Source organism: Cyanobium sp. ATX 6A2 (assembly GCF_024346355.1).
Lineage (GTDB): Bacteria > Cyanobacteriota > Cyanobacteriia > PCC-6307 > Cyanobiaceae > NIES-981.
In genome coordinates this window covers 72662-94071 of sequence record NZ_JAGQCU010000009.1, presented here as the reverse complement: position 1 = coordinate 94071, position 21410 = coordinate 72662, and the positions used below count along the sequence as shown (strand labels likewise).

Below are 21410 nucleotides of genomic sequence, written 5' to 3'. Positions count from 1 at the left end.
GCCACAGCGCTGAACCCAGCACCTCCACCAACGCCCACCTCCGGACAACCGCCCCGCTCCCGTTGATGACCGCCACCACCCTCAGCCCAGCCCCCAGTCCGATTGAGCTGCTGCTCAAGTACGACAGGCCCGTTCCCCGCTACACCAGCTACCCCACGGCCGCCGCCTTCTCAGACGCCGTGGGTGAAACCCAGCTGCGCGCCCAGCTGGGCCAGGCCAGCACGGACCCCCTCTCGCTCTATGTGCATGTGCCCTTCTGCCGCCACGCCTGCTGGTACTGCGGCTGCAACCGGGTCACCACCCAGCTGGGCTCCAAGGTGGTGGCGCCTTACCTCGACACCCTGGCCCGGGAGCTGGAGCTGGTGGCGGCGGCCATGCCCCAGCGGCGCCGCCTGGCCCAGCTGCACTGGGGGGGCGGCACGCCCAATTACCTCAACGCCGAGGAGCAGGCCCAGCTGTGGGGGCTGATCGCGCACCACTTCGATCTGGAGAGCGAACTGGAGGCCTCGATCGAGGTGAATCCTGAATTCCTCAGCCGCGACCAGGCCCTGCAGCTGCGGGAGCTGGGTTTCAATCGCATCAGCTTCGGCATCCAGGACGCCAATCCCGAGGTACAGCGCGCCGTGAACCGGGTGGTGGCAGAGGAGCAGCTGCGCCGCTCGATGCAGTGGCTGCGGGAGGCCGCCTTCGAGAGCGTGAATGTGGATCTGATCTGCGGTCTGCCCCTGCAGACCCCGGAGCGCTTCGACACCACCCTGGAACTGGTGCGGGAGCTGCGGCCCGATCGCATCTCCCTGTTCTCCTTCGCCTATCTGCCCGAGCAGCTGCCGATGCAGCGCAAGATCGCCGCCGAAGACCTGCCCAGCCAGCGGCAGCGCATCACGATGCTGGAGAACGCCAACCGGCAGCTCACCGGCCACGGCTACGACGCCATCGGCATGGATCACTACGCCCTCAGCGGCGATGCCCTGGCGGTGGCCGCCCGCGAGGGCCGGCTGCACCGCAACTTCCAGGGCTACACCACCGGTGGTGAGCTGGAGCTGCTGGGGGTGGGGCCCACGGCGATCAGCCAGTTCACCCATCTCACCTGCCAGAACGAGCGCAACCTCAAAACCTGGGCCGCAACCGTGGCCGCCGGCCGGCTACCGGTGGAACGGGGTCTGGAGGTGTGGGACGCGGAGGTGCTCGAGCGGCGTGAGCTGATCAAGGAGGTGATGTGTCACTTCCAGGTGGAGCTCGAGCTGAGCCGTTTCAGCCAGGAATGGGCCGACCTGCAGGCCCTGGCCGCCGACGGCCTGGTGCAGCTCGGCCAGAGCGGTGGGCTGGGGCGGGTGCGCGTCACCACCGAGGGACGCTGGCTGATCCGCACCATCGCAGCGGTGTTCGATCCCCAGCAGCGCCAGCGGGCCAGCGGCTCACGGCTGGTGTGATCGGCGGCAGGTGCCTTCAGCGTTCGATGCGGTAGTTGCATCCTGTAGAGCCGCCCAGCGTTGCTCTGTTGATCGCGTTGCGCACCGGCACCAGCCTGGACCTCTCTGGTGGGTACGGCCATGAAAAAGGTCCACGGCAGCGCCGCGGACCCTGGAACCAACGTGTGCTCCGGAGACTTATTTCGCGCTGGGGGCGAAGTCTGGATAGGCCTCCATGCCATGTTCACCGATGTCGAGACCGATGGTCTCTTCCTCTTCGGTAACACGCAGACCACCGAAGATGGCGCCGATAATCGACCAGAGAATCCAGGAGGCAACGATTGCAGCGGTTGCATAGGCAAGAACGCCAATAATCTGAATGCCTAGCTGGCCGAAACCGTGGCCGGTCAACAGTCCCTTGTCCATGTTGAACAGGCCCACAGCCAGGGTTGCCCAGATGCCGCAGCTGCCGTGCACGGAGAAGGCGCCGACGGGATCGTCGATCTGAAGGCTGTCGATGAAGGCAACCGAGAACACCACGATGATGCCGGCAATGAAGCCCACCACCCAGGCGGCAGGCATGGAGAAGCCATCACAACCTGCGGTCACGCCCACCAGGCCGGCGAGGATCCCGTTGATGGTCATGGTGAGGTCTGGCTTGCCAGGACGCTTGTCTGGCCCCATTCCGGGAAGCTGGGATGCCAGGGTTGCGGAGATGGCACCGCCAGCAGCACCAAGGGTGGTGGTGACGGCGATGTAGGGCACTTCGGGTGCCATGGAAAGCCAGGAGCCCGGGTTGAAGCCATACCAGCCGATCCAGAGCACCAGGCAGCCCAGCGTGGCAATGGCCAGGTTGTGGCCAGGCATGGCATTGGGTTTGCCCCCCACGAACTTGCCGATGCGGGGACCAAGCAGGGCGGCACCCACGATGCCGGCCCAGGCACCCACGGAGTGCACCACGGTGGAACCGGCAAAATCAATGAACCCGAGGGTGCTGAGCCAGCCACCACCAGCGCCGGTTTCATCGGGGAAGTTCCATTGCCAGCTACCCAAAATTGGATAGACGATGCCCACGAGGAGCAGAGAGAAAATCACGAATTCCGGGAATTTGATGCGCTCAGCGACCAGACCGGAAACGATCGTGGCGGCAGTGCCGGCGAAGGCTGCCTGGAAGAGGAAGTCGACACTGGGCACCAACGAGCCTTCTGTCACCATTTCGGGGGTGACGGTTGGGTCGAAGAAGATCCCGCCAAACTTGAGGAATCCGGGGATCACCCAATCGGCGTTGTACATCAATTTGTAGCCAATGAACCAATAAGCCGTAACGGCGACGCCGAAGACAAGAAGGTTCTTGAACAGGATATTGACAGCATTCTTCTGACGACATAACCCAGCTTCCACCATGGCGAAGCCGGCATTCATGAAGATCACCAGAACCGCGCAGATAAACAGGAAGAAGTTGTTTATCAGAAAGGCGGGGGTGAGCTCCGGCAGCTCAGCCGCATGGGCAGACAGGTTGAAGACACCCAGGCCGAAGAGGGCCAGGGGCACACAAGCAAGCCAGGTGAGGCGCTTGGAGGAGAGGGAATGAATGCGACCCAACAGAAGCGAGGGGGCATCCAACAAACTGACGTCCCTGAGGCGTTTGGGTCGCCTGGGAAGGTGCGAAGCGATGGTCATGGGCAGTTCGGAAGGATGGCTGCACGAGAGTTGGATGCCCTTGCGACATCCATCGGCAGTGACAATGCGGCCTCGCAGGCCCAACTGGTGTTTGAATTGCTACAAAACGGACCCAGGCTCCGGCCCTGCCGCACCCATCAGGCTGACGTGAAGGGCTTCACCTATCAGGATGGCCATAAGTGCAGGCAAGGGCTCCCACCAGGTTGGGGGCAGGACCGACCTGCAGCGGCTGCTGCCATTGCTACAGACCGCAGGGGGCGCAGCCCCTAAACAAGTTCCGATTTCACTGGTATCGCGTGAAACTGATTCAAGCCGTCATTCGCCCCGAGAAGCTCGACCCGGTCAAGGATGCCCTTGTGGCCATTGGCATCAATGGCCTCACGGTCACTTCAGTGCAGGGTTTCGGCCAGCAGCTGGGGCACGCCGAGATGTATCGCGGGGTGAAAGTGGATGCCCGCTTTCTGTCCAAGGTGATGCTCACCACGATTGTCAACGATGACAAAGTCGATGCTGTGATCGAGGCCATCAAGACCTCAGCCCGTACCGGCCAGGTCGGAGACGGCAAGATCGTGGTTCTGCCCGTTGAAACCACCATCCGCATCCGCACCGGCGAGAGCGGCGAGCCCACCGTGGCCTGAAGCAGAGCCGTTGCTGAGCCTGCCCAGCGCCCAGCAGCAGCCCAGAACAAGCAACACCACAAGGCCCGGGCTACACAGCCCGGGCCTTTTCGTGATGAGGCTGTGAGCTTCAGCCCACAACGGCGGCGGCGCGATCGAAGTTGGTGCCGATATCGCTCATCAGAGCGGAGCCGTCGCCGGGGGTGATGCGGTTGAAGGAATCCATCCGCTTGATGCTGTCGGCCACCATGGCAGCCAGGCCATCGGCCTGGGCAATCAGCTTGGTGAAGGCGTCGAACATGGCAACCCAAAACGCACTGGTGGGAGAACCGAACCTCCACAATGGGGCCGGCGCAGGGCGTGCGGGCCTGCCCCTGAGCTGGAGCGAGCTGGAGGCCCTGGTTCCCCCGGAGCTGGCCGAGGCCGCCGCGGCAGGAGGCTCCAGCGCTGATCCCGCCCACGGCCCCACCAGCCCCCGAGCCCTGCTGCGCCTGTTCGGCCAACCGGAGACGGCCGTGCGCGTGACCCTCTACCGCGATCACCACGCCTGGTGCCCCTACTGCCAGAAGGTGTGGCTGTGGCTGGAGGAGCGGCGCATCCCCTACCGGGTGCGCAAGGTGACGATGGTCTGCTACGGCGAGAAGGAGGCCTGGTACCGACGGCTGGTGCCCTCGGGGATGCTGCCGGCCCTGGAGCTCGACGGGCAGCTGATCACTGAGAGCGACCGCATCATCGAGGCCCTGGAGGCCAGCTTCGGTGCCGGCATGCACGACAGCGCCGTGCTGCCCCTGCGCCGGCTGGAGCGGGAGCTGTTCCGGGCCTGGTGCGAGTGGCTCTGCTACCCCCACCCCCCCGCCTCCGACGTGCGGGCCCGCGATCGCTTCCAGCAGCTGGCTGGGGTGATGGAGACGGCACTCGAGAGCCGGCCGGGAGACTTTCTGCTGGGCGAGGAGCTGGGCACCGCCGATCTGGTGTTCGTGCCCTACGTGGAGCGCATGAACGCTTCGCTCGCCTACTACAAGGGCTTCCTGCTGCGCCGGCAGCACCCGGCCATCGACCGCTGGTTCCGCGGCCTGGAGCAGCGTTCCACTTACCTGGGCACCCAGAGCGATTTCCACACCCACGCCCACGATCTGCCGCCGCAGATGGGTGGCTGCCACGCCAACGGCAGTGCGCAGCAGCGCGCCCTGGCGCAGCGCATCGATCACGGCCCCTGGCCGATCCTGAACGACACCGCCATGGATCCGGAAACCAGCCAAGCCCCACCGGCCGGGGCGGCCGCCACCGCTCTGGCCCGGGTGCTGCGCCATCGCGTCACCCTGCTGGAGCGCAATCCCCTGGGGGCCGAGGGCTTCGATCTGCCCCTGCGCTGCGCCCTCAGCGGGCTGCTCAGCGGCCAGACGATCGCGCCACCGGCGGGCAGCGCCGGTGGCCTGCGCCAGCTGCGTGATCGCATCAGCGTGCCGCCCTGGAGAGCACCGCCAGCCACGATCCCCACACCCCCTCTGCCCAGGGCCAGCCGATTCCCGTTCGACACCGCCGGGATCAGGACCCACAGCCTTTCCTGCACAGCCGATCTACGGTGTGAAGCCCACCTGGCTTGCCATGGCCCGCCCCGGTTTGCGGATCGGTCCCGCGCTCGGCGCCTCCCTCGTCGCCTCCCTGATGGCGGCCACAGCCACCAGGGCTGTTGAGCTGAGGGGATCCACGTTCTTCGCCCGTCCCCCCTGGACGGTGGACCTGGTGAGCTACCGCACGACTGTGGGCGATCCCAGTGCTGAGTATTTTTTCAGCGTGGAACTGGATGAGGCCGCCGGCGCCTCCCTCGCTGGCCTGCTGATCCGCCAGAGCGAAGGTCCAGACCGCGCTGGCCCCTTCAGCGCGGAGCGCACCAGGGCCTTTCTGGGCCGTCCCCGCAGCCGGGGCGACGCCATCCCCGTGGAAGCTGAAGTCTCAGCGCACGAACGCGAGGTGAGGGTGGTTTTCCCAGAACCGGTGGCTCCCGGCTCCACGGTCACGGTGGTGCTCAAGCCCTGGAGCAACCCCTCGGTGGCGGGCACCTATCTGTTTCAGGTGACGGCCTTTCCGGATGGTCCCAACCCCAACCCCACGCCCCTGGGATCGGCGCGGTTGCGGATCTACGAGCGCTACTGGCGCTGATCCCCTGGAGCGCTCGGCTGCCCAGGCCGCATCAGGTACCGGGGAAGCGCAGGGTGCGCCACTCACCGCTGGCGGTGCTCACTTCCACGCCGATCTCCACCGGATCCTGGCTGCAGCCGCAGTGGCTCTGCCACCAGCGGCTGGCCTCAGCCCAGGCCGCCTCCAGGGAGTCGTAGAGATCGTCAAGCACCGGGTGGGGGGCACCGCGGCCATCCACGAGCCGGTAGCGGCGCACGTGGGGCTGGGCGTGGTGGACGTGGCCCCGCTGCGAGGGGCGCCCAGGGAAGCTCTGGAAGTTACCGGGTGTGAGGGTGTTCGTCATCGCGCCTGTCTGTGCATCCTCACCGGATCATCACCCTTGTGACAGATTGAGACTGTCACCTTCACAACATCTCTAGGAGCAGACAGCACCACTGCCCAAGGGCTCACACCAGGTAGCGGCGGATGCAGGGGCGGCACCAGAACACCAAAGCGGCGATCAGCGCCGTCCACACCAGGCTGCAGAGCACCGCCGTGAGCAGGCGTCCCTCGCTCAGCATCGCCAGCCGCACGATGCCATAGGGCATGGACACCGCCAGGCTCATCGACAGGCCCACGATGGCCAGAATCTGGCCCCAGGCTCGCCATTTGAGCAGGGCCACCGACGCCAAAATGCCCACCGCCGCAGTGGGCAGCACGGCCGCCGAGCCCACGGCGATGTGCACCGTGCGCCAGGTGGGCAGGCCCAGGATCACAGCCACAACCAGCGGAATGGCCAGCACATTGGCCACCAACCCCAACCAGGCCAGGGCGCGGTAGCCGCGGGGCGGCTGCAGCATCGCCAGGGAGCGGGCGATCGAGAGCCGCCCGCCCGAGGCGGTCTCCAGCGGGGGCCGGGCCGGGGGGCGATCGGGCCGGATCATCGCAGCGCGAACAGGAGCAGGTCGGAGCCCATCTTGCCTGCCTTCAACACACCACTCCGGGCTGTCTGCCAGCCCAGGCCGTCACCCCGCTGCAGCGGCAAGGGGGTGACGCCCTGCCAGTCCACCGAGCCGTCGATCAGCTGCAGCCAGTGATGGCTGGGCGCCTGGGCCCCGGCGGGCAGCGCGGGCAGGGCCAGCACCGCGTCGGGGCCGAGCTGGGCCCGCCAGAGGTGCACCGGCCGGCAGAGCGCCATCGCCCCGTCGCGCCGCTCGGGGTCCAGCAGGGGGGTCCAGCCGGCAGCGATCTCGAAGGGCTTCTGTTCGTAGGCCGGAGGGATGGCCAGAGCAGCCGGTTCGATCCAGATCTGCAGCAGCCGGCAGGGCTGGCTGCCTTCATTCACTTCGCTGTGCACCACGCCGGTGCCAGCGCTCATGCGCTGCACCTCGCCGGCCCGCAGCACCTCGGCATGGCCCATCGAATCGCGGTGGTTGAGCTGTCCCTCCACCATCACCGTGACGATCTCCATGTCCCGGTGGGGGTGCATGCCGAACCCCTGGCCCGCCGCGATCGTGTCGTCGTTGATCACCCGCAGGGGCCCGAACCCCATCCAGGCCGGATCCACGTGGCTGGAAAAGGAGAAGCTGTGCCAGCTGTCCAGCCAGTCGAGCTGCGAGTGGAAGCGCTCGGCGGCCGGCCGGAACAGGGGCGCCCAATCGGCTGGGGTGTCGATGGCTGGGGTGTCGATGGCTGGGAGATCCGTGGCTGGGGGATCCGTGGATTCCCTGACGTGGTCGTTGGTGGAGGCCGCTTTGCTGGAAGCCATGGCTGGAGGGGATGGAAGGACGACGCGATCAGGTGGACTCAGGTGGGGGGAGCAGGAAGGCTGAGCAGACGCTGCACCAGCTCGCTGATGGAGCTGTCCTTGGCCGGATTGGTGCCGTTGCTCACCAGCTGCCGGCCCACCACCTGGGCTCCCAGGTGGGCCAGCTGCAGCCGCAGGGCCACCAGCACCGTGTGGCCGCCGCCTCCGGAGTGGGTGGCGATCACCACCGGCCTGTTGTTGAACAGGGCACGGAAGTCGTCGCCCTGCACCGACAGCCAGGCGATGGCGCTGGTGAGCACCGGGGGGATCGAGCCGTTGTATTCGGGCGCACAGATCACCCAGCGGGAGGCGGCGACCAGGTGACCTTGCAGGGCCGCCAGCCCCGCCGGCATGCCCATGGCCTGGGCGCGGGGCGTGAAGAGGGGGAGGTCCAGGGCCGTGAGATCCAGCACCTCAGCGTCCTCACCCTGCTGGCGGGCGGCGGCGGCGAAGCGGCCCGCCAGGGAGAGGTTTTCGCCATTGCTGGCCGCGATCACGAGCAGATCGGTCATGGCAGTGGAGCGGCAGGATGGACGGTAGTGATGGCTGGTTGATGGGGTGCCACTGGCTGATGGTGTGCCAAGGGCCGCCCACGGCGCTGATGCCCCAGCTGCAGACTCCCCTGGACAGGTGCTGAACCATGGCCACAGCCAGTGACCCCGGCGCCGCCCCGCCCCTGCGGCTCTCCTGGCTGGCACCATGCATGGCGATGCTGATGCTCGGCTGTTCGGATCCGGCTTCGGTGGCGGCCAATGGCGAGGGGGCGGGGGTGGCCGTGTGCGTGGTGGCCCCGCGCATCGAGCCCCTTGACGGGGTGGATGCCTATGGGATCGCGCTCACCCCCGAGCCGATGCTGGTGGTGGTGGAACCGCTGCTGGAGCTGCAGATTCAGCGGCAGCAGCGGCCGCCCTGGCAGCAGCGCGGCAGCCGCAGTCGCCCGATCCTCACGCCGCTGGCCTGGCCCGCCGAGCCGATCGAGCCCGACGAGCCGGTGCTGCTGCAGTTGCGGCCAGTGGGTGCGGGGCGGGACGCATTTGCCCACGTGCAGCTGGTGGGAGCATCCGCCCAGCGGATGCAGGAGAGTGTGCGGTTGCTGGAAACCCTGGGCAGCAATCCCGACACATGGCAGGCGGCCTTCGAGCAGGCGCTTGAGCAGGGGGATGTGGCTCTGGCCTGGACGCTGCTCTTCGATCGCCGCTCGCCCGCCTCCCCGGAGCTGGACCAGCTGCGTCGCACCGTGTTCGAGCGAGGCTGCGGCGACTGAACGCAAGCTGCTCGAAGGCCTCACCAGAACCCCTGGGAGCGCAGCCACACCGAGAGCAGCAGCATCGGCACAAGCACCGCCGCCAGGATTTGCAGCTTCACCACCCTGGCCGGGGTGTCCTGGGGTGCGGCCATGGATCAACGGGAAAGGGAAAGTCAACAGCAAAAAGCCCCCGGACTGTCGCCAGGGGGCTTGATGAACGGGGAATGGCTGGCGTGTATGGAGGCCAGCCGTGCCTGGTTCAGCCGAGGCCGATCTGGGACAGGATGCCCTGGCCGGTGAGCACTTCGGTGGCCAGGCCGATCACGAAGCCCATCATGGCGAGACGACCATTCCAGGTTTCGGCGAAAGCGACGAAACCGAAGCGGGACGTGGAGTCGGTCATGGAAGTGTTGCGAGGTGTTTCGACAACTGTAACACCATGTGAAGGATTTTGGTGATGGGTCGCAGTGACGGAAGCGGAGGAAAAGACAAAGACTGGGCCCCTGAGACCTTCACGCCTGCAGACTCCTGGCCATGGATCAGGAGCCCAGCGATCAGGCCCCATGCACGGGGCCATACCGAGTCCGTGCCCACGTGGAGCGGGAGCAGAGCGTGCCCCAGCAGGTGCAGGCCGCGCGTTTCGCGAGCCGCGATGCCGCTGAGGCCTTCGCGCTGCTGACGTCGCGCCAGCTCCAGCAGACCCTGGTGGTGGAAAAGCTGGCACCGGCAGGCTGCTGGCTGCAGCTCAGCACCGTGGCCGCCTCCCGCTGAACCCACCCCTCTGCAGGCCCGCCCCTTGATCAGCGGCCCGCGCCGCTGCCGCCGCCATCCCGGGTGAGCTGCACGATGTCGGGGGTGAACACGAAGGTGAGGTCATCGAGGCACTCGGCCCGCCCGTCCATGGCACTCACCCCGCCGGCCACGAAGTCGATCAGCCGTTGGGCCTCAAGCCGGTCCATGGCTCCGGCATGGACCAGGGCGGTCTTGTTGTCCCGCACCGCCAGCACGATGGGCTGAGCGTCCTCGAAGCGCAGAGGATGGAAGACCACCACCTCGGGCAGCCAGTCACCGAAGGGGCTGAACATGGCGCTCAGGGTAGTCAGGGGTTAGAAGCGATGCCGCCAGCCGCTCGGCGCTGTGCAGGGCCCCTTCAATGCGGCCGAATCCCACGCCGTCGATGCTGTCGCCGCAGAAACCCACCCGGCTCCAGGGGCAGATCGCCAGGGAGGGAGGCAGGCCGGGGGCCAGCGGGAAGGCGGCGGCCCAGCGCATCAGCCGGGGATTGGCCTGGCTGGTGTCCAACCCTCCGATCCAGGGGGCCAGGCACTGGCTCAGGGCCTCGCTGAGGGCGGCAATCACGGTGTCCTCGCGGCCCTGATCCAGGGGCAGCCCCAGCTGGCGGGCCGCCGCCGAGCCAGTGCCCACCACATCGAGATGGTCGGCGGCGAAGACATGGGTGGAGTGAGCCACCACGGCACAGCGGCCATCGGCCAGGGGCTGAATACTGATGCGCCGCAGTCCCCAGCGCTGCTGGGCGGCCGCATCGAAGGCCACCAGGGTGAACGGCAGCCCCCGCCAGGCTTCGGCGGCCGCACCGCTGAACACCAGCAGCAGGTTGGTGCGGGCCTCGAAACGGATGCCGGCGATGGTGGTGAGGGCATGCTCGAGCTGCAGATCGTCACCGCCACGGATGGCCCTCTCCAGAGGCACCTCGGGCCAGTCCATCACCAGCCGGCTGCGGGGGTGGGCCAACAGGGTGCCGCTCAGCACCAGCCAGTCGGTTTCCTCCAGCAGCTGCCCGCCGGCATCCAGCAGTCGCCAGCGGCCGCTGGCCGAGCGCTCCAGGTGGCGCACCAGCACGCCGTAGTGGGCGTCCACCGTGCTGGCGCCTGCCAGGTGCAACAGCCCCTGGCAGAGCTGATCCATGCCGCCACGGCCGCGGTAGAGCCGGCCCAGGCCCAGGGCATCGGGGCGGCCGATGTTGAGCCGCGATTCCCCTTCCAGCATCGCCACCGGCCCAGTCCAGGGCTCGATCCAGCCCCCCGCCAGCAGCGGCTCGAGCAGATCCGGCGCCGGCTCGGCGGTGATGTTCATCAGGGGAGCGCCATGGTCCAGCGCCAGCTGCCCATCGCGGCGCGAGCGCCGCGTGCTGGCGCGGCCACCGGGCCCCCGACCCGTTTCCCACAGCGACAGCACACCACCATGCCCAAGCCGCCGCAGCTGGGCCGCCAGGGCGCAGCCCGCCACCCCAGCGCCGATCACGGCAATCGCTTCGGAACTGGAGCGAGGCATCCGCAGCGGGCGCACGCAGTAGCGTCTTAGCCGATCAAGGCAGCCATGGCCCGGTTTCTGCTGGTTCTCAAGCCCACCGGCAAGGGCCCCGGCGCTGCTTCTGCGGGGAGCCGCGCACAGTCCGCCGAGCTGCTCGACGGCCTCGCTCCGGTGCTCGATGCCCTCAGTGCCGAGGTGGATCACCGCACCCCGGCCCACCTGGGCGCATTGCTCAGGCAGGGGGGCGAGGTGCAGCGCATGCAGCTGTTCGCCGATGTCCAGTCCCAGGCCGGCGGTCGGGCCCTGGAACTGGTGCTGCTCAGCCGCGAGCCGATGGGGCTGCGGGCTCCGGAAACCATGAAGACCTTCGAGCGGCTGGTGGAGCTGGTGCACACCCACCTGCCGGAGCTGGACCTGGTGTTCCGCTCCGACCGCGACGGCCCCTGCCCGCCCTCCCAGCAGAGCGGCGGCCAGGCCGGCAGCCAGCCTGTGGACGCTCCTGGCGGCGCATGAGCTCCACGCGTGCAGGGCGCCGCTGGCTGGAGCCCGGACAATGGCGCCAGCAGCTCACGGTGCCGCAGTTCACCGTGGTCACCGGTGTCCTGGTGATCGCCGTGGGCACCCTGGTGATGGCCACACCCCTCTGCTCCCGCGCCGATGTGGGGCTGTGGGAGGCCCTGTTCACGGTCACCTCCGCCATCACCGTGACCGGCCTGTCGATCATCGATGTGGGCCAGGACCTCACCCTGTTCGGCCAGCTGGTGCTGGCGGCCCTGATCATCACCGGCGGTCTGGGGCTGATGGCGATCACCACCTTCCTGCAGGGGTTTGTGCAGGGCCACGGCGGCCTGCGCACCCGGCTGGACCGGGGCCGGGCCCTCGATGAATTCGGCGTGGGCGGCATCGGCCCCACCTTCAACCGCATCCTGATCACGGGCTCCTGCGTGATGGCTGCGGGCACCGCGGTGCTCTACAGCTTCGGCTTCGCCGACATCAGCAACCCGCTCGAGCGCCTCTGGGCCTCCCTGTTTCACGCCATCAGCGCCTACAACAACGCCGGCTTCGGGCTCTGGAGCGACAGCCTCGTGCGCTACCGCGACAACGCGGTGGTGAACGGCGTGATCGCCGTGCTGATCGTGACCGGGGGGCTGGGCTGGCGGGTGGTGAACGACCTCTGGGGCAGCCGCCGCCGGCTGCTGCGCCGCTGGCGGCACGGCCTCGGCCTGCAGCTGCTCAACCTGCACACCCGGCTGGTGCTGCGCTCCAGTTTGATCCTGATCCTGGTGGGGGCCCTGGGGCTGCTGTTCACCGAGCAGTTCGCGATCGGCGGGGTGATCGCACCGCTGGATGTGGCTGAGAAACTGCAGGTGACTCTGTTTCAGTCGATCACCGCCCGCACGGCGGGCTTCAACACCGTGGTGTTTTCCACCGCCACCTTCTCCGATGCCGGATTGCTGCTGCTGATCATGCTGATGTTCATCGGCGCCAGCCCCGGCAGCACCGGCGGCGGCATCAAGACCACCACCTTCGCCACCCTGATGGGCGCCACCCGCTCCACCCTCCAGGGCCGGGAGCAGGTGGTGATCCACCAGCGCCAGATCCCCGCCACCGTGGTGCTGCGGGCCATCGGCGTGACCATCGCCTCGTTGATCTTCGTGCTGCTGATGGCTCTGGTGCTGGGACTGGGAGCCTCCAGCACGGGGGCGCCGGGCAGCAGCGAATTCAGTTTCCTGGAGCGGCTGTTCACCTGCATGTCCGCCTTCGGCACCGTGGGCCTGGATCTGGGGGTGACATCCCAGCTCAACCGCTGGGGCCAGCTGGTGCTGATGGTGGGCATGTTCGTGGGCAGACTGGGGATCCTGCTGCTGCTGTCTGCTCTGTATGGCAGCAGGCCCCAGCCCCGGGTGGGCTATCCCCGCGAAGAGCTCTACATCTGATGGCGAACTGGTGGCACTGGAATCCGGCCGAAGGCACCTCCGAAGGGGGCTTCGCGGTGATTGGCGTGGGCCGCTTCGGCACCGCCGTGTGCCGGGAGCTCTGCGACGCCGGCCGCGACGTGCTGGCCATCGACAACAACCAGAGGGCGGTGGATGAACTGCGCCAGGTGGATCCCTCCATCCAGGCCCGGGTGGTGGACTGCACCGACGAGGAGGCCCTGCGCGAGGCCGGTGTGCTCGATGTGAGCACCGTGGTGGTGGCGATGAGCGAGCCGATCGAGGCCAGCGTCACCGCCACCCTGATCGCCAAGGACAGCGAGGGCAGCCGGGTGCGGCAGGTGATCGCCCGGGCCACCAGCGACCTGCACATGAAGATGCTGCAGCGGGTGGGGGCCGACCGGGTGGTGTTTCCCTCGAAGATGCAGGGGAAACGGCTGGGGATGGAGCTGGTGCGACCCAACCTGCTCGACCGGCTGCGCCTGGACGACCGCAACGCGATCGAGGAGATCCGCGTTCCTGAGTCGTTCGTGGGCCAATCGCTGCGCGAACTGAATATGCGCAAGAACTATGACGTGAGCGTGCTGGCCGCCGGGCCCGACAACGCCCTGAAGGTGAATCCCCCCGCCACCCATGTGCTGCAGTCGGGGCAGCTGCTGGTGGTGATGGGCACCACCACAGACCTTGCCAAACTTCCCGGCCGCTGAACGTGGCTAGCTGCGCTGGCGCACCCGCGTCCAGGCCAGCACCTGCCATACCAGAAACACCAGCACCAGGGGCATCACCCCCACCAGCACAACCTGCCGGTAGCCATCCGAGGCCCAGGGCGCCGTGCTGCTGAGCAGCTGCTCTGTGAGGTAAAGGACATAGAGCCCCGCCAGCAGGGCCCCCTCCCGGCGCGTGATGCAGCCCTTGGTCCAGAAGATCGGCAGGCAGACCAGGGAGACGAGCACCATCAACGGCAGATCGCGCTGCACGATCACCGGGTCCACGGGCAGACCGCCTGGACCCGAGGCCAGGGCAGACAGCCCCAGGATCAGCATCAGGTTCATCAGGTTGCTGCCCACCACATTGCCGATGGCCAGGTCGCCGCTGCCGCGGTACGCCGCCACCAGGGAGGTCACCAGCTCCGGCAGGGAGGTGCCGGCGGCCACGATGGTCAGACCGATCAGGGTCTGGCTCATCCCCAGCATCACGGCGGCGGTGGTGGCGCCGCGCACCAGCACATAGGAGCCCAGCACCAGCAGCGCCAGCCCCAGGGCCAGCTTGAGCAGGGAACTGGAGGACGATTGCCCAGCGGCGATATCGACGTCGATCTCCGTCTCCTCGGGATGCTCCCGCGCGGTGCGGATCTCCCACACCATGTTGATCGCCAGGCCCACCAGCAGGGCCAGACCGGCCTGCCAGGTGAGCCTGCCGCCCGAGGCCATGCCCCACACCGCCATCGATACGGCGATGACCAGGGGAGCATCGCGGCGCACCAGGCGGCTGCGCACCCGCAGGGGCATCACCAGGGCGCTGAGGCCGAGCACCACCAGCACGTTGAAGATGTTGCTGCCCACCACGTTGCTGGCGGCCAGGGCGGTGGCCTCACCGCCCTTGAACAGCGCGAGCAGACTCACGAACAGCTCCGGAGCGCTGGTGCCCAGGGACACCACGGTGAGTCCCACCACGATCTGGGGGATGCCCAGCATCAGAGCCAGGGCCGCGGCACCGCCCACGAACAGTTCACCTCCGGCAAACAGCACCACGATTCCCGCAAGGATCGCGCCCAGGCTTGGGAGCAGTGGCATCAGCAACGGGAAGCGGCCGCCAATAATGGCACCGATGACCTCTCCAATTCTGCAGCCGGCCCAGGTGCTGCGACCGCCGGCGGCGCTGAGCATCGGCGGCAGCGACTCCGGCGGCGGCGCCGGCATTCAGGCCGATCTCAAGACGTTCGCCGCCCTGCGGGTGCACGGCTGCACGGCGATCACCTGCATCACCGCCCAGAACACCTGCGGGGTGGAGCGGGTGGATGCCCTGCCGGCCGCGGCCGTGAGCGCCCAGGTGGCGGCGGTGTGCCGCGATCTGCCGGTGGCGGCGCTGAAAACCGGCATGCTGCTCAACGCCGAGCTGATTGAGGCCACAGCCGCCGCCATTGCGCCGCTGCCGGTGGCCCGGGTGATCGATCCGGTGATGGTGTCGCAGGCCGGGGCGGTGCTGCTGGAGGGCGAGGCGATCGCGGCGATGGGGGCGCTGCTGCCCCTGGCCAGCCTGATCACCCCCAACGTGCACGAGGCCGGGCTGCTCAGCGGCCGGCTGGTTGAAGGTCGCGCCGACATGGAAGCGGCGGCTCTGGACCTCACTGAGCAGGGCGTGGCCGCGGTGCTGATCAAGGGAGCCGGCATCCCGGCGTTGCGGGGTGTGGACCTGCTCTGCAGCGGTGGGGAGCTGCACTGGCTGGAATCGCCCGCCATCGACACCCCCCACACCCACGGCAGCGGCTGCACCCTGTCGGCCGCCATCACCGCCCACCTGGCCCTGGGCCTGGCGATGCCCGAGGCGGTGATGGCGGCCAAGCGCTATGTGGAGGGCGGCCTGCGCCACGCCCTGGCGATCGGCTCAGGCCAGGGGCCTCTCTGTCACTGGCACGCCAGCCTGGCGCTCAGCGCCGACCCAGCAATTCCTCCCAGGTGAGCGGGCTCTCAGCGCCGGGCCGGTGGAAGGGCCTGCGGATCGGGCAGGAGAGGGGTACCTCACTGCGCACGGTGTGGGGACGGCTGGGATGGGGGTTGGACGCCATGGAGCGATTGAAAATGAACATGGATCTGGACGTTGATTGCGATATGGATGACGCACCGCTGGACCCCAGGGTCGACGCGCGACACACTGGGATTTCCCCAGGAAGCGCAGGGGAAGGTTGGGTGCTGGATCGGCCTGCGCGGGGTTCACCGCCGGCTTCAACCGAGTGCACTCACAGTACCGGTTGGTGGCAGGGTGGCGCATGGGATCACCGAACCAGCACCCATACACTCGATCAGGACGATTCGAACCGAACGATCGGCCCCATCCCGCGCCCGTAGCCCAATCGGTAGCAGGCAGGTCACTTAAAATGACCCCAGTGCGGGTTCGAATCCCGCCGGGCGCACCACCCGTCACACGCCCCCACCCTCTCTCCGATCCCCTCGCCCCGAGTGCCTTGCTCGCCCTGACCGTGCCCTCCGTGCTGGGCCTCTCGCCTGACACCCTGCTGGTGATCGCCCTCTACGCGGTGCTCGCCGGCACCTACCTGGTGGTGATCCCCCTCGCGCTCTACGCCTGGATGGTGAAGCGCTGGATGGTGATGGGCAAACTCGAGCGTTTCGGGGTGTACGGGCTGGTGTTCCTGTTCTTCCCCGGCCTGATCCTGTTCTCGCCGTTCATCAACCTGCGCATGGCCGGCCAGGGCTCCCGATGACCAAGGGTCAGTCGCTGCTGGTGGGGCTGGCGGTGTTCGGCCTGGGGGCCGCTGGCTACGCCCTTCTGCAGCTGGGGGGATTCGAGGGCTTCTCGGCCGGCATCGCCGCTTCGGCCCTGCTGATGCTGCTGGTGCTCGGCTGGACAGCCACCTATCTGGTGCGGGCTGTGGGAGGCAACATGACCTACATGCAGCAGCGGCGTACCTACCGCGACGCCTATGACGCCTACACCAGCGAGGAACTGGAGAAGAAGTTTGCCGCTCTGAGCCCTGAGGATCAGGAGCGGCTGCTGCGCGAAACGGGCCAGATCTCCGAGGGTGGCGAGGCATAGGCTCGCAGCAGCCCGCTCCTTCTCCGCTCCTGTGTCCGCTGCTGTGACCGCCGCCCCCACCCCGATCCAGCAGCGCTTCAGCCGGCTGCAGCAGCAGGGGCGCTGCGCCCTGATGCCCTTTCTGATGGCGGGGGATCCCCACCTGGGCGCCACCCGGGCCACCCTGCTGGCCCTCCAGGCCCAGGGGGCCGACCTGGTGGAGCTGGGCATCCCCTACAGCGATCCCCTGGCCGATGGTCCGGTGATCCAGGCCGCCGCCAGCCGTGCCCTGGCCTCCGGCACCACGCCGGCCCGGGTGCTGGAGATGCTGGCTTCGCTCCGGGGCGAGCTGCAGATCCCCGTGGTGCTGTTCACCTACAGCAACCCCCTGCTCAACCGCGGCATGGAGGCCTTCTGCGGGGAGGCCGCCGCCGCCGGCGCCGCCGGCCTGGTGGTGCCCGACCTGCCCCTCGAGGAGGCCGAGAAACTCTCGGCGATCGCCAGCGCCGCCGGGCTGGATCTGGTGCTGCTCGTGGCCCCCACCACCCCAGCGGAGCGCATGGCCCGCATTCACACCGCCAGCCGGGGCTTCACCTATCTGGTGAGCGTCACCGGCGTCACCGGCGTGCGCACCACTCTGGAGTCGCGCGTGGAGGCGCTGGTGCGGCAGCTCAAGCAGCTGGGCCCCACACCGGTGGCTGTGGGCTTCGGCATCGCCGGCCCCGAGCAGGCCCGCCAGGTGCGCCAGTGGGGAGCCGATGGCGCCATCGTGGGCAGCGCCCTGGTGAAGGCGATGGCCACGGCGGCCCACCAGCACAGCGATGATGCCGGTGCCATTGCCGAGGCCGCTGGCCACGTCTGCGCCGAGCTGCGGGCCGGCCTCGATCGCTGAAGGGCAACGGAACGATGCGCTTCTCCGCCGCCTGTGAGCGCAACCAGCAGCCCATCCTCGAGCTGCTCAGGGCCTGGCTGCCAGCGTCGGCCAGGGTGCTGGAGGTGGGTTCGGGCAGCGGTCAGCACGCCGTGCACATGGCCCGCCACCTGGCTGGCCTGCACTGGCAGCCCAGCGACCTGCCCCCTCTCAACGATCTGGAGGAGCGGCTGCGGCTGGAGGGCAGCAGCGCTCTGGCAGCGGGAACGGTGATCGCCGAGCCGCTGGAGCTGGATGTGACCCGGCCGGAGCAGTGGCCTGCCGGCCCCTTCGATGCGCTGTTCACGGCCAACACGTGCCACATCATGCCGGCTTCCGCCGTGCCCCAGCTGCTGGCCGGCGCGGCCCGGGTGCTCGCCCCCGGCGCTCTGCTGCTGCTCTATGGACCGTTCCGGGATGGGGAGGCCCACACTGCCCCCAGCAATGCCGCCTTCGATGCCCACCTGCGCGCCATCGATCCGGCCATGGGGGTGCGCGATGCCCGCGACCTCATCGGCCAGGCCGCGGCTCTGGGCCTGGAGCTGCGGGCCGATGCGCCGATGCCAGCCAACAACCGCATGCTGGTGTTCAGGCGCCAGAGCCGAGGCGATGCCCCACCACGCTGATCGCCCCACCAAGCTATGTGCCGTCTGCGGCCGGCCGTTTCAGTGGCGCCGCAAGTGGCAGGACGTGTGGGAGGAGGTGCGCTACTGCTCCAACCGCTGCCGCAGCGAGGCCCGCCGGCCAGCCAACCGGCAACGGCTGGAGCAGGACGGACCCTGATCAGGGGCGGTGGGGAGTGGCTGTGGGTGAGTGGCGGTGGGTGAGTGGCGGTGGGTCTAAGGCGGGGGATCAGAAGCCAAACTTGGCTACAGCCCGGCTCTTGCAGCTGGCTGAGGCCTGGTTGATCGAACTGCCCGTCTTGATCTCCTGCACCACACAGTCGCAGGCGTAGTCGGCCATGCCGTCGGGGGCCGGCTTGCTGGAGGCCTTGATCTCGGCGTTCACGACCCTCAGGCAGTTGCTAGCGATCAGCTGGTCCACCATGTTGGCCCTCGCGGGCAGAGCAGCCATGAGCGTGAGCAGAGCCAGCGGAGTGAAGCACTTGAGCATGGGGTGGGGGTTGGGTTGGGGGACACGTGCTGAACCCATTCAACTCTCTCCTGCCGGCAAGCGCCAGGGAATGCTGAGCGCCCTGCTGGCCCTCGCGGCGATACTCCTGACGGGCTGCGGCCGCCCACCGGTGGCCGAGCAGGAGCCCGCTGGTGTGCTGTTCGTGTACGTGGCCCTGCCCGGTTGGCAGATCCAGCAGCCGGACAACCTCGATGCGGTGATCGAAGACCTGGATCTGCTGCGCCAGCCGTTCCGCGAGTTGCACCCTGCCGTACGGATCCAGTTCATCCCCTTTGCGGAGGACCAGCTGATCCAGCAGGTACGGCGCCGGAACTGGGAAGGCCTCGGACCCGATCTGCTGCTGGTGACGGACCGCATGGCCCGGGACCTGCGGCGTCTGGATCTGAGCCGGCCGGCGACAGCCCCAGCCGAGCTGGTCAGCCAGCTGGACCCACTGGCCCTGCGGCAGTTGCGGGCCCCGGATGGCCAGCTGGCCGGGCTGCCGGTGTTTCTGCAGACCGAACAGGCCTGTTTCAACCGCAGCCTGCTGCCCGAGAGCCCCGCAAACCTGAAGGCCTTGCTGCAGACCAGCGCCGCAGGACTGCCGGTGGGTCTGAGCCTGGTGCCCCAGGACCTCGCCTGGCTGCTGGGGGGCTTTGGCGCCGATGGCGCCATCGCCGCAGCGGCCCGGGGCGAGGTTCCGAGTCGCCAGGGCCGGGCGGCCCTGGTGCAGATGCTGCAGTGGCTGGCCGATGCCAATCTCCAGGAGCGGGTGCTGCTGTTCACCGCCAAGGAACCGATGCTCAAGCGCTTCGCCAGTGGAGAGCTGGCTTGGATCCCGTGCCGCAGCGACAATCTCACCCTCCTGCGGCGCAGCCTGGGAGACGATCTGGGGGTGGCTGCGCTGCCCCGCGGACCCGGTGGGGAGGCCTCACCGATCAACACCCTGCGGGTGTGGGCCTTCGGTCGCAATTCCAGCGCCCGCCAGCAACGCACGGCAGAGCGCTGGGCCAGCTTCTCGATCAGTCCGGTCGTGCAGCGCCGCCTCACCCTGCAGACCACCGGCAACCTGCCCGTGAACCTGCAGTTACCGGTGCCCGTGGAGAGCTCGGCCACCCTGCGCACGCTCGAGGCAACCCGGCAGCAGGCCGGCCTCGGACCGCAGGCCGAAGCGTTGTTCAGGATCGATAACGAACGCTTGGCCCACCTGCGGCGGGTGATCAACGATGTGACCTACGAAACGGTCGCGCCCGAGGCAGGGGCCGACCAGCTGCTCGAGGCTTTGATTGCCGGTGCGAGGGAGGCCCAGCGATGATCGCGATCGTGCAGGAGATCGCCACGTCGGTGGGCTACCTCGAGCGGCCCGCGGTGGGGCTGCAGCTGCTGGTGGTGGCCCTGCCCTTGCTGGTGGGGAGCGGGATCCGCAGGTGGCAGGGCATCGCCACCCCCATGGGGCGCTGGAGGCGGCCCATCGGTCTCGGCGTGGCGCTGCTGGGGCTGCTGGCCCTGAAGCTGGCGGGCATTCCCCACGGCTTCGGCGTCTTTCTGCTGCTGCTGGTGATGGGCTGGGAAGCCCTCAATCCCCTGGATCGGCTGCTGGCCCGGTGCATGCCGCCGGAGCCCAGGGCCCAGCTGATGTCGAGTCTGATCCGCCCCCTGTATCTGCTGGCGGCGGCTGGCGCCCTGCTGGATCAGCTGCAGAACGTGCGCGATCTGGCCCTGCTGCCGCTGACGCTGCTTGGGAACACCCTCACCGTGGGGCAGCTGTTCCTCGCTGTGCTGCTGGTCTATCTGGTGTTGGTGGGCTCAGGGCCGCCCGCGGCCGGCCTGGCCTGGCTGGCCCGACGCACCCTGGGCCTCACCCAGTCCAGCCAGCGGGCGATGGCGCTGATCTTCCGCTACACGGTGGTGGGGCTGGGGCTGCTGCTCGTGTTCTCCAACCTGGGGCTCAACGCCACGGCAGTGGTGGCGGTGGCAGGGGGCCTTTCGGTGGGCCTGGGCTTCGGCATCAAGGAGATCTTCTCCAACTTCGTGAGCGGCCTCTGGCTGCTGTTCGAGGGATCGGTGCGCCCCGGCGAGGTGCTGATGGTGGACGGCGACCCCTGCGAGGTGCGCAGCCTCGGTCTGAGGGCCGCGGTGCTCTGGCGCGACCGCGACAACGCCGAACTGGTGATCCCCAACCAGACCTTCTTCACCGAGAGCACGGTCACCTACACCCGCTCGGATCGCCTGCGGCGCAGTGAGCTGATGGTGGGAGCGGCCTACCGCCACAACCCCGAGCAGGTGATCCCGCTGCTGGAGGCGGCAGCCAGGGAGGTGGAGGGCGTGCTACCGGAGCCGCCGCCACGGGCCTTCCTGGTGGGCTATGGGGATTCGGCGATCAACTACAGCCTGCGCTTCTGGATCGCCAACCCGATGCGCAACGTCAGCGTGCGCGACGGCGTGGGCCGGGCGATCTGGACCACATTCGCCAGCCACGGCATCGAGATTCCCTTCCCGCAACGGGTGCTGCACCACCCAGCCACGGAGTCCGGCTCCGGTGGCGCCTAGCCTGC

28 protein-coding genes, 1 tRNA gene and 1 pseudogene are annotated in these 21410 nt (G+C 68.4%); 18 read left to right on the top strand and 12 right to left on the bottom strand.

Going from position 1 to position 21410, the window contains the following annotated elements; translation table 11 throughout:
- The first annotated feature begins 65 nt into the window (after window positions 1–65).
- Window positions 66–1430 (top strand): oxygen-independent coproporphyrinogen III oxidase, encoded by a 1365-nt coding sequence (gene hemN, locus KBY96_RS09980; RefSeq protein ID WP_254979217.1) that lies wholly within the window; start codon window positions 66–68, stop codon window positions 1428–1430.
- A 177-nt stretch (window positions 1431–1607) separates the two neighbouring features.
- Here hemN and KBY96_RS09975 read toward each other — a convergent pair whose 3' ends face one another.
- Entirely contained in the window at window positions 1608–3089 is a 1482-nt protein-coding gene (locus tag KBY96_RS09975; protein ID WP_254979216.1) for an ammonium transporter, read from the bottom strand.
- A 296-nt stretch (window positions 3090–3385) separates the two neighbouring features.
- Here KBY96_RS09975 and KBY96_RS09970 point away from each other — a divergent pair, with 296 nt between their 5' ends.
- Window positions 3386–3727: a P-II family nitrogen regulator gene (locus KBY96_RS09970; protein WP_254979215.1), complete on the top strand. Its 342-nt coding sequence runs from the start codon at window positions 3386–3388 to the stop codon at window positions 3725–3727.
- A gap of 109 nt (window positions 3728–3836) precedes the next feature.
- Here the strand turns inward: KBY96_RS09970 and KBY96_RS09965 are convergent, their stop codons facing one another.
- Window positions 3837–4007, bottom strand: coding sequence for a hypothetical protein (locus KBY96_RS09965; protein WP_254979214.1), 171 nt, complete (start codon window positions 4005–4007; stop codon window positions 3837–3839).
- 73 nt (window positions 4008–4080) lie between these two features.
- Between KBY96_RS09965 and KBY96_RS09960 the strand changes: the two are divergent.
- Both KBY96_RS09960 and KBY96_RS09955 read left to right on the top strand, forming a co-directional pair.
- Window positions 4081–5294 (top strand): annotated as a pseudogene (locus KBY96_RS09960) (glutathione S-transferase family protein).
- 77 nt (window positions 5295–5371) lie between these two features.
- Window positions 5372–5866, top strand: coding sequence for a DUF2808 domain-containing protein (locus tag KBY96_RS09955; protein WP_254979213.1), 495 nt, complete (start codon window positions 5372–5374; stop codon window positions 5864–5866).
- A 31-nt stretch (window positions 5867–5897) separates the two neighbouring features.
- On the opposite strand, the gene KBY96_RS09950 is transcribed toward KBY96_RS09955, so the two are convergent.
- The 4 genes from KBY96_RS09950 to KBY96_RS09935 all read right to left on the bottom strand — a co-directional run bounded on the left by KBY96_RS09950 (window position 5898) and on the right by KBY96_RS09935 (window position 8143).
- Window positions 5898–6188 carry a hypothetical protein gene (locus KBY96_RS09950; RefSeq protein ID WP_261358308.1) on the bottom strand — a complete coding sequence of 97 codons (291 nt, stop codon included), beginning with the start codon at window positions 6186–6188 and terminating at the stop codon, window positions 5898–5900.
- Between the two features lie 103 nt (window positions 6189–6291).
- Entirely contained in the window at window positions 6292–6768 is a 477-nt protein-coding gene (locus KBY96_RS09945) for a Hepatitis C virus core protein (RefSeq protein WP_254979212.1), read from the bottom strand.
- On the bottom strand, window positions 6765–7592 hold the full coding sequence (locus KBY96_RS09940; RefSeq protein WP_254979211.1) for a pirin family protein: 828 nt from the start codon (window positions 7590–7592) through the stop codon (window positions 6765–6767). The genes KBY96_RS09945 and KBY96_RS09940 overlap by 4 nt, the downstream gene beginning before the upstream one ends.
- A gap of 38 nt (window positions 7593–7630) precedes the next feature.
- Complete coding sequence (locus KBY96_RS09935; RefSeq protein ID WP_254979210.1) at window positions 7631–8143, bottom strand: NADPH-dependent FMN reductase; 513 nt, start codon at window positions 8141–8143, stop codon at window positions 7631–7633.
- Between the two features lie 128 nt (window positions 8144–8271).
- Here KBY96_RS09935 and KBY96_RS09930 point away from each other — a divergent pair, with 128 nt between their 5' ends.
- The gene (locus tag KBY96_RS09930; RefSeq protein ID WP_254979209.1) at window positions 8272–8895 is read left to right on the top strand and encodes a hypothetical protein; all 624 of its coding nucleotides are present in this window, start codon (window positions 8272–8274) and stop codon (window positions 8893–8895) included.
- A 241-nt stretch (window positions 8896–9136) separates the two neighbouring features.
- Here the strand turns inward: KBY96_RS09930 and KBY96_RS09925 are convergent, their stop codons facing one another.
- On the bottom strand, window positions 9137–9280 hold the full coding sequence (locus KBY96_RS09925; protein WP_254979208.1) for a chlorophyll a/b-binding protein: 144 nt from the start codon (window positions 9278–9280) through the stop codon (window positions 9137–9139).
- A gap of 131 nt (window positions 9281–9411) precedes the next feature.
- Here KBY96_RS09925 and KBY96_RS09920 point away from each other — a divergent pair, with 131 nt between their 5' ends.
- The gene (locus KBY96_RS09920) at window positions 9412–9648 is read left to right on the top strand and encodes a hypothetical protein (RefSeq protein ID WP_254979207.1); all 237 of its coding nucleotides are present in this window, start codon (window positions 9412–9414) and stop codon (window positions 9646–9648) included.
- Between the two features lie 29 nt (window positions 9649–9677).
- Here KBY96_RS09920 and sepF read toward each other — a convergent pair whose 3' ends face one another.
- Together sepF and KBY96_RS09910 are read right to left on the bottom strand one after the other, a co-directional pair.
- Complete coding sequence (gene sepF, locus KBY96_RS09915; RefSeq protein WP_254979206.1) at window positions 9678–9962, bottom strand: cell division protein SepF; 285 nt, start codon at window positions 9960–9962, stop codon at window positions 9678–9680.
- The gene (locus KBY96_RS09910) at window positions 9943–11169 is read right to left on the bottom strand and encodes an NAD(P)-binding protein (protein ID WP_254979205.1); all 1227 of its coding nucleotides are present in this window, start codon (window positions 11167–11169) and stop codon (window positions 9943–9945) included. Before KBY96_RS09910 ends, sepF begins: the two co-directional genes overlap by 20 nt.
- 45 nt (window positions 11170–11214) lie before the next feature.
- On the opposite strand from KBY96_RS09910, the gene KBY96_RS09905 reads away from it, so the two are divergent.
- Genes KBY96_RS09905 through KBY96_RS09895 form a run of 3 tightly spaced genes read left to right on the top strand, consistent with a single transcriptional unit; the run spans window position 11215 to window position 13789 of the window.
- Window positions 11215–11661 carry a hypothetical protein gene (locus tag KBY96_RS09905; protein ID WP_254979204.1) on the top strand — a complete coding sequence of 149 codons (447 nt, stop codon included), beginning with the start codon at window positions 11215–11217 and terminating at the stop codon, window positions 11659–11661.
- Window positions 11658–13085, top strand: a complete 1428-nt coding sequence (locus tag KBY96_RS09900; RefSeq protein WP_254979203.1) for a TrkH family potassium uptake protein — start codon at window positions 11658–11660, stop codon at window positions 13083–13085. The genes KBY96_RS09905 and KBY96_RS09900 overlap by 4 nt, the downstream gene beginning before the upstream one ends.
- Window positions 13085–13789, top strand: a complete 705-nt coding sequence (locus KBY96_RS09895; RefSeq protein WP_254979202.1) for a TrkA family potassium uptake protein — start codon at window positions 13085–13087, stop codon at window positions 13787–13789. The genes KBY96_RS09900 and KBY96_RS09895 overlap by 1 nt, the downstream gene beginning before the upstream one ends.
- A gap of 6 nt (window positions 13790–13795) precedes the next feature.
- Here the strand turns inward: KBY96_RS09895 and KBY96_RS09890 are convergent, their stop codons facing one another.
- Window positions 13796–14875 (bottom strand): calcium/sodium antiporter, encoded by a 1080-nt coding sequence (locus tag KBY96_RS09890; protein WP_254979201.1) that lies wholly within the window; start codon window positions 14873–14875, stop codon window positions 13796–13798.
- A 34-nt stretch (window positions 14876–14909) separates the two neighbouring features.
- On the opposite strand from KBY96_RS09890, the gene thiD reads away from it, so the two are divergent.
- Complete coding sequence (gene thiD, locus KBY96_RS09885) at window positions 14910–15761, top strand: bifunctional hydroxymethylpyrimidine kinase/phosphomethylpyrimidine kinase (RefSeq protein ID WP_254979200.1); 852 nt, start codon at window positions 14910–14912, stop codon at window positions 15759–15761.
- On the opposite strand, the gene KBY96_RS09880 is transcribed toward thiD, so the two are convergent.
- Window positions 15730–15888 (bottom strand): hypothetical protein, encoded by a 159-nt coding sequence (locus KBY96_RS09880; protein WP_254979199.1) that lies wholly within the window; start codon window positions 15886–15888, stop codon window positions 15730–15732. The two genes, thiD and KBY96_RS09880, sit on opposite strands and share 32 nt — an antisense overlap.
- Before the next feature lie 249 nt (window positions 15889–16137).
- On the opposite strand from KBY96_RS09880, the gene KBY96_RS09875 reads away from it, so the two are divergent.
- The 6 genes from KBY96_RS09875 to KBY96_RS09850 all read left to right on the top strand — a co-directional run bounded on the left by KBY96_RS09875 (window position 16138) and on the right by KBY96_RS09850 (window position 18525).
- Window positions 16138–16215: transfer RNA gene (locus KBY96_RS09875), tRNA-Leu, on the top strand.
- Between the two features lie 48 nt (window positions 16216–16263).
- Complete coding sequence (locus tag KBY96_RS09870) at window positions 16264–16521, top strand: NAD(P)H-quinone oxidoreductase subunit L (RefSeq protein ID WP_396122312.1); 258 nt, start codon at window positions 16264–16266, stop codon at window positions 16519–16521.
- Window positions 16518–16853 carry a DUF3007 family protein gene (locus KBY96_RS09865; RefSeq protein WP_254979198.1) on the top strand — a complete coding sequence of 112 codons (336 nt, stop codon included), beginning with the start codon at window positions 16518–16520 and terminating at the stop codon, window positions 16851–16853. The genes KBY96_RS09870 and KBY96_RS09865 overlap by 4 nt, the downstream gene beginning before the upstream one ends.
- Window positions 16854–16884: 31 nt before the next feature.
- On the top strand, window positions 16885–17724 hold the full coding sequence (gene trpA / locus KBY96_RS09860; RefSeq protein WP_254979197.1) for a tryptophan synthase subunit alpha: 840 nt from the start codon (window positions 16885–16887) through the stop codon (window positions 17722–17724).
- A gap of 14 nt (window positions 17725–17738) precedes the next feature.
- Window positions 17739–18368, top strand: coding sequence for a DUF938 domain-containing protein (locus tag KBY96_RS09855; protein WP_254979196.1), 630 nt, complete (start codon window positions 17739–17741; stop codon window positions 18366–18368).
- Entirely contained in the window at window positions 18352–18525 is a 174-nt protein-coding gene (locus tag KBY96_RS09850; RefSeq protein WP_254979195.1) for a DUF2256 domain-containing protein, read from the top strand. Before KBY96_RS09855 ends, KBY96_RS09850 begins: the two co-directional genes overlap by 17 nt.
- 69 nt (window positions 18526–18594) lie before the next feature.
- Here the strand turns inward: KBY96_RS09850 and KBY96_RS09845 are convergent, their stop codons facing one another.
- Window positions 18595–18855, bottom strand: coding sequence for a hypothetical protein (locus KBY96_RS09845; RefSeq protein ID WP_254979194.1), 261 nt, complete (start codon window positions 18853–18855; stop codon window positions 18595–18597).
- Between the two features lie 70 nt (window positions 18856–18925).
- Between KBY96_RS09845 and KBY96_RS09840 the strand changes: the two genes are divergently transcribed.
- A complete protein-coding gene (locus KBY96_RS09840; RefSeq protein WP_254979193.1) occupies window positions 18926–20170 on the top strand; it encodes an ABC transporter substrate-binding protein in 1245 nt (414 codons plus the stop codon).
- The gene (locus KBY96_RS09835) at window positions 20167–21405 is read left to right on the top strand and encodes a mechanosensitive ion channel family protein (RefSeq protein ID WP_254979192.1); all 1239 of its coding nucleotides are present in this window, start codon (window positions 20167–20169) and stop codon (window positions 21403–21405) included. The genes KBY96_RS09840 and KBY96_RS09835 overlap by 4 nt, the downstream gene beginning before the upstream one ends.
- Window positions 21406–21410: the final 5 nt, after the last annotated feature.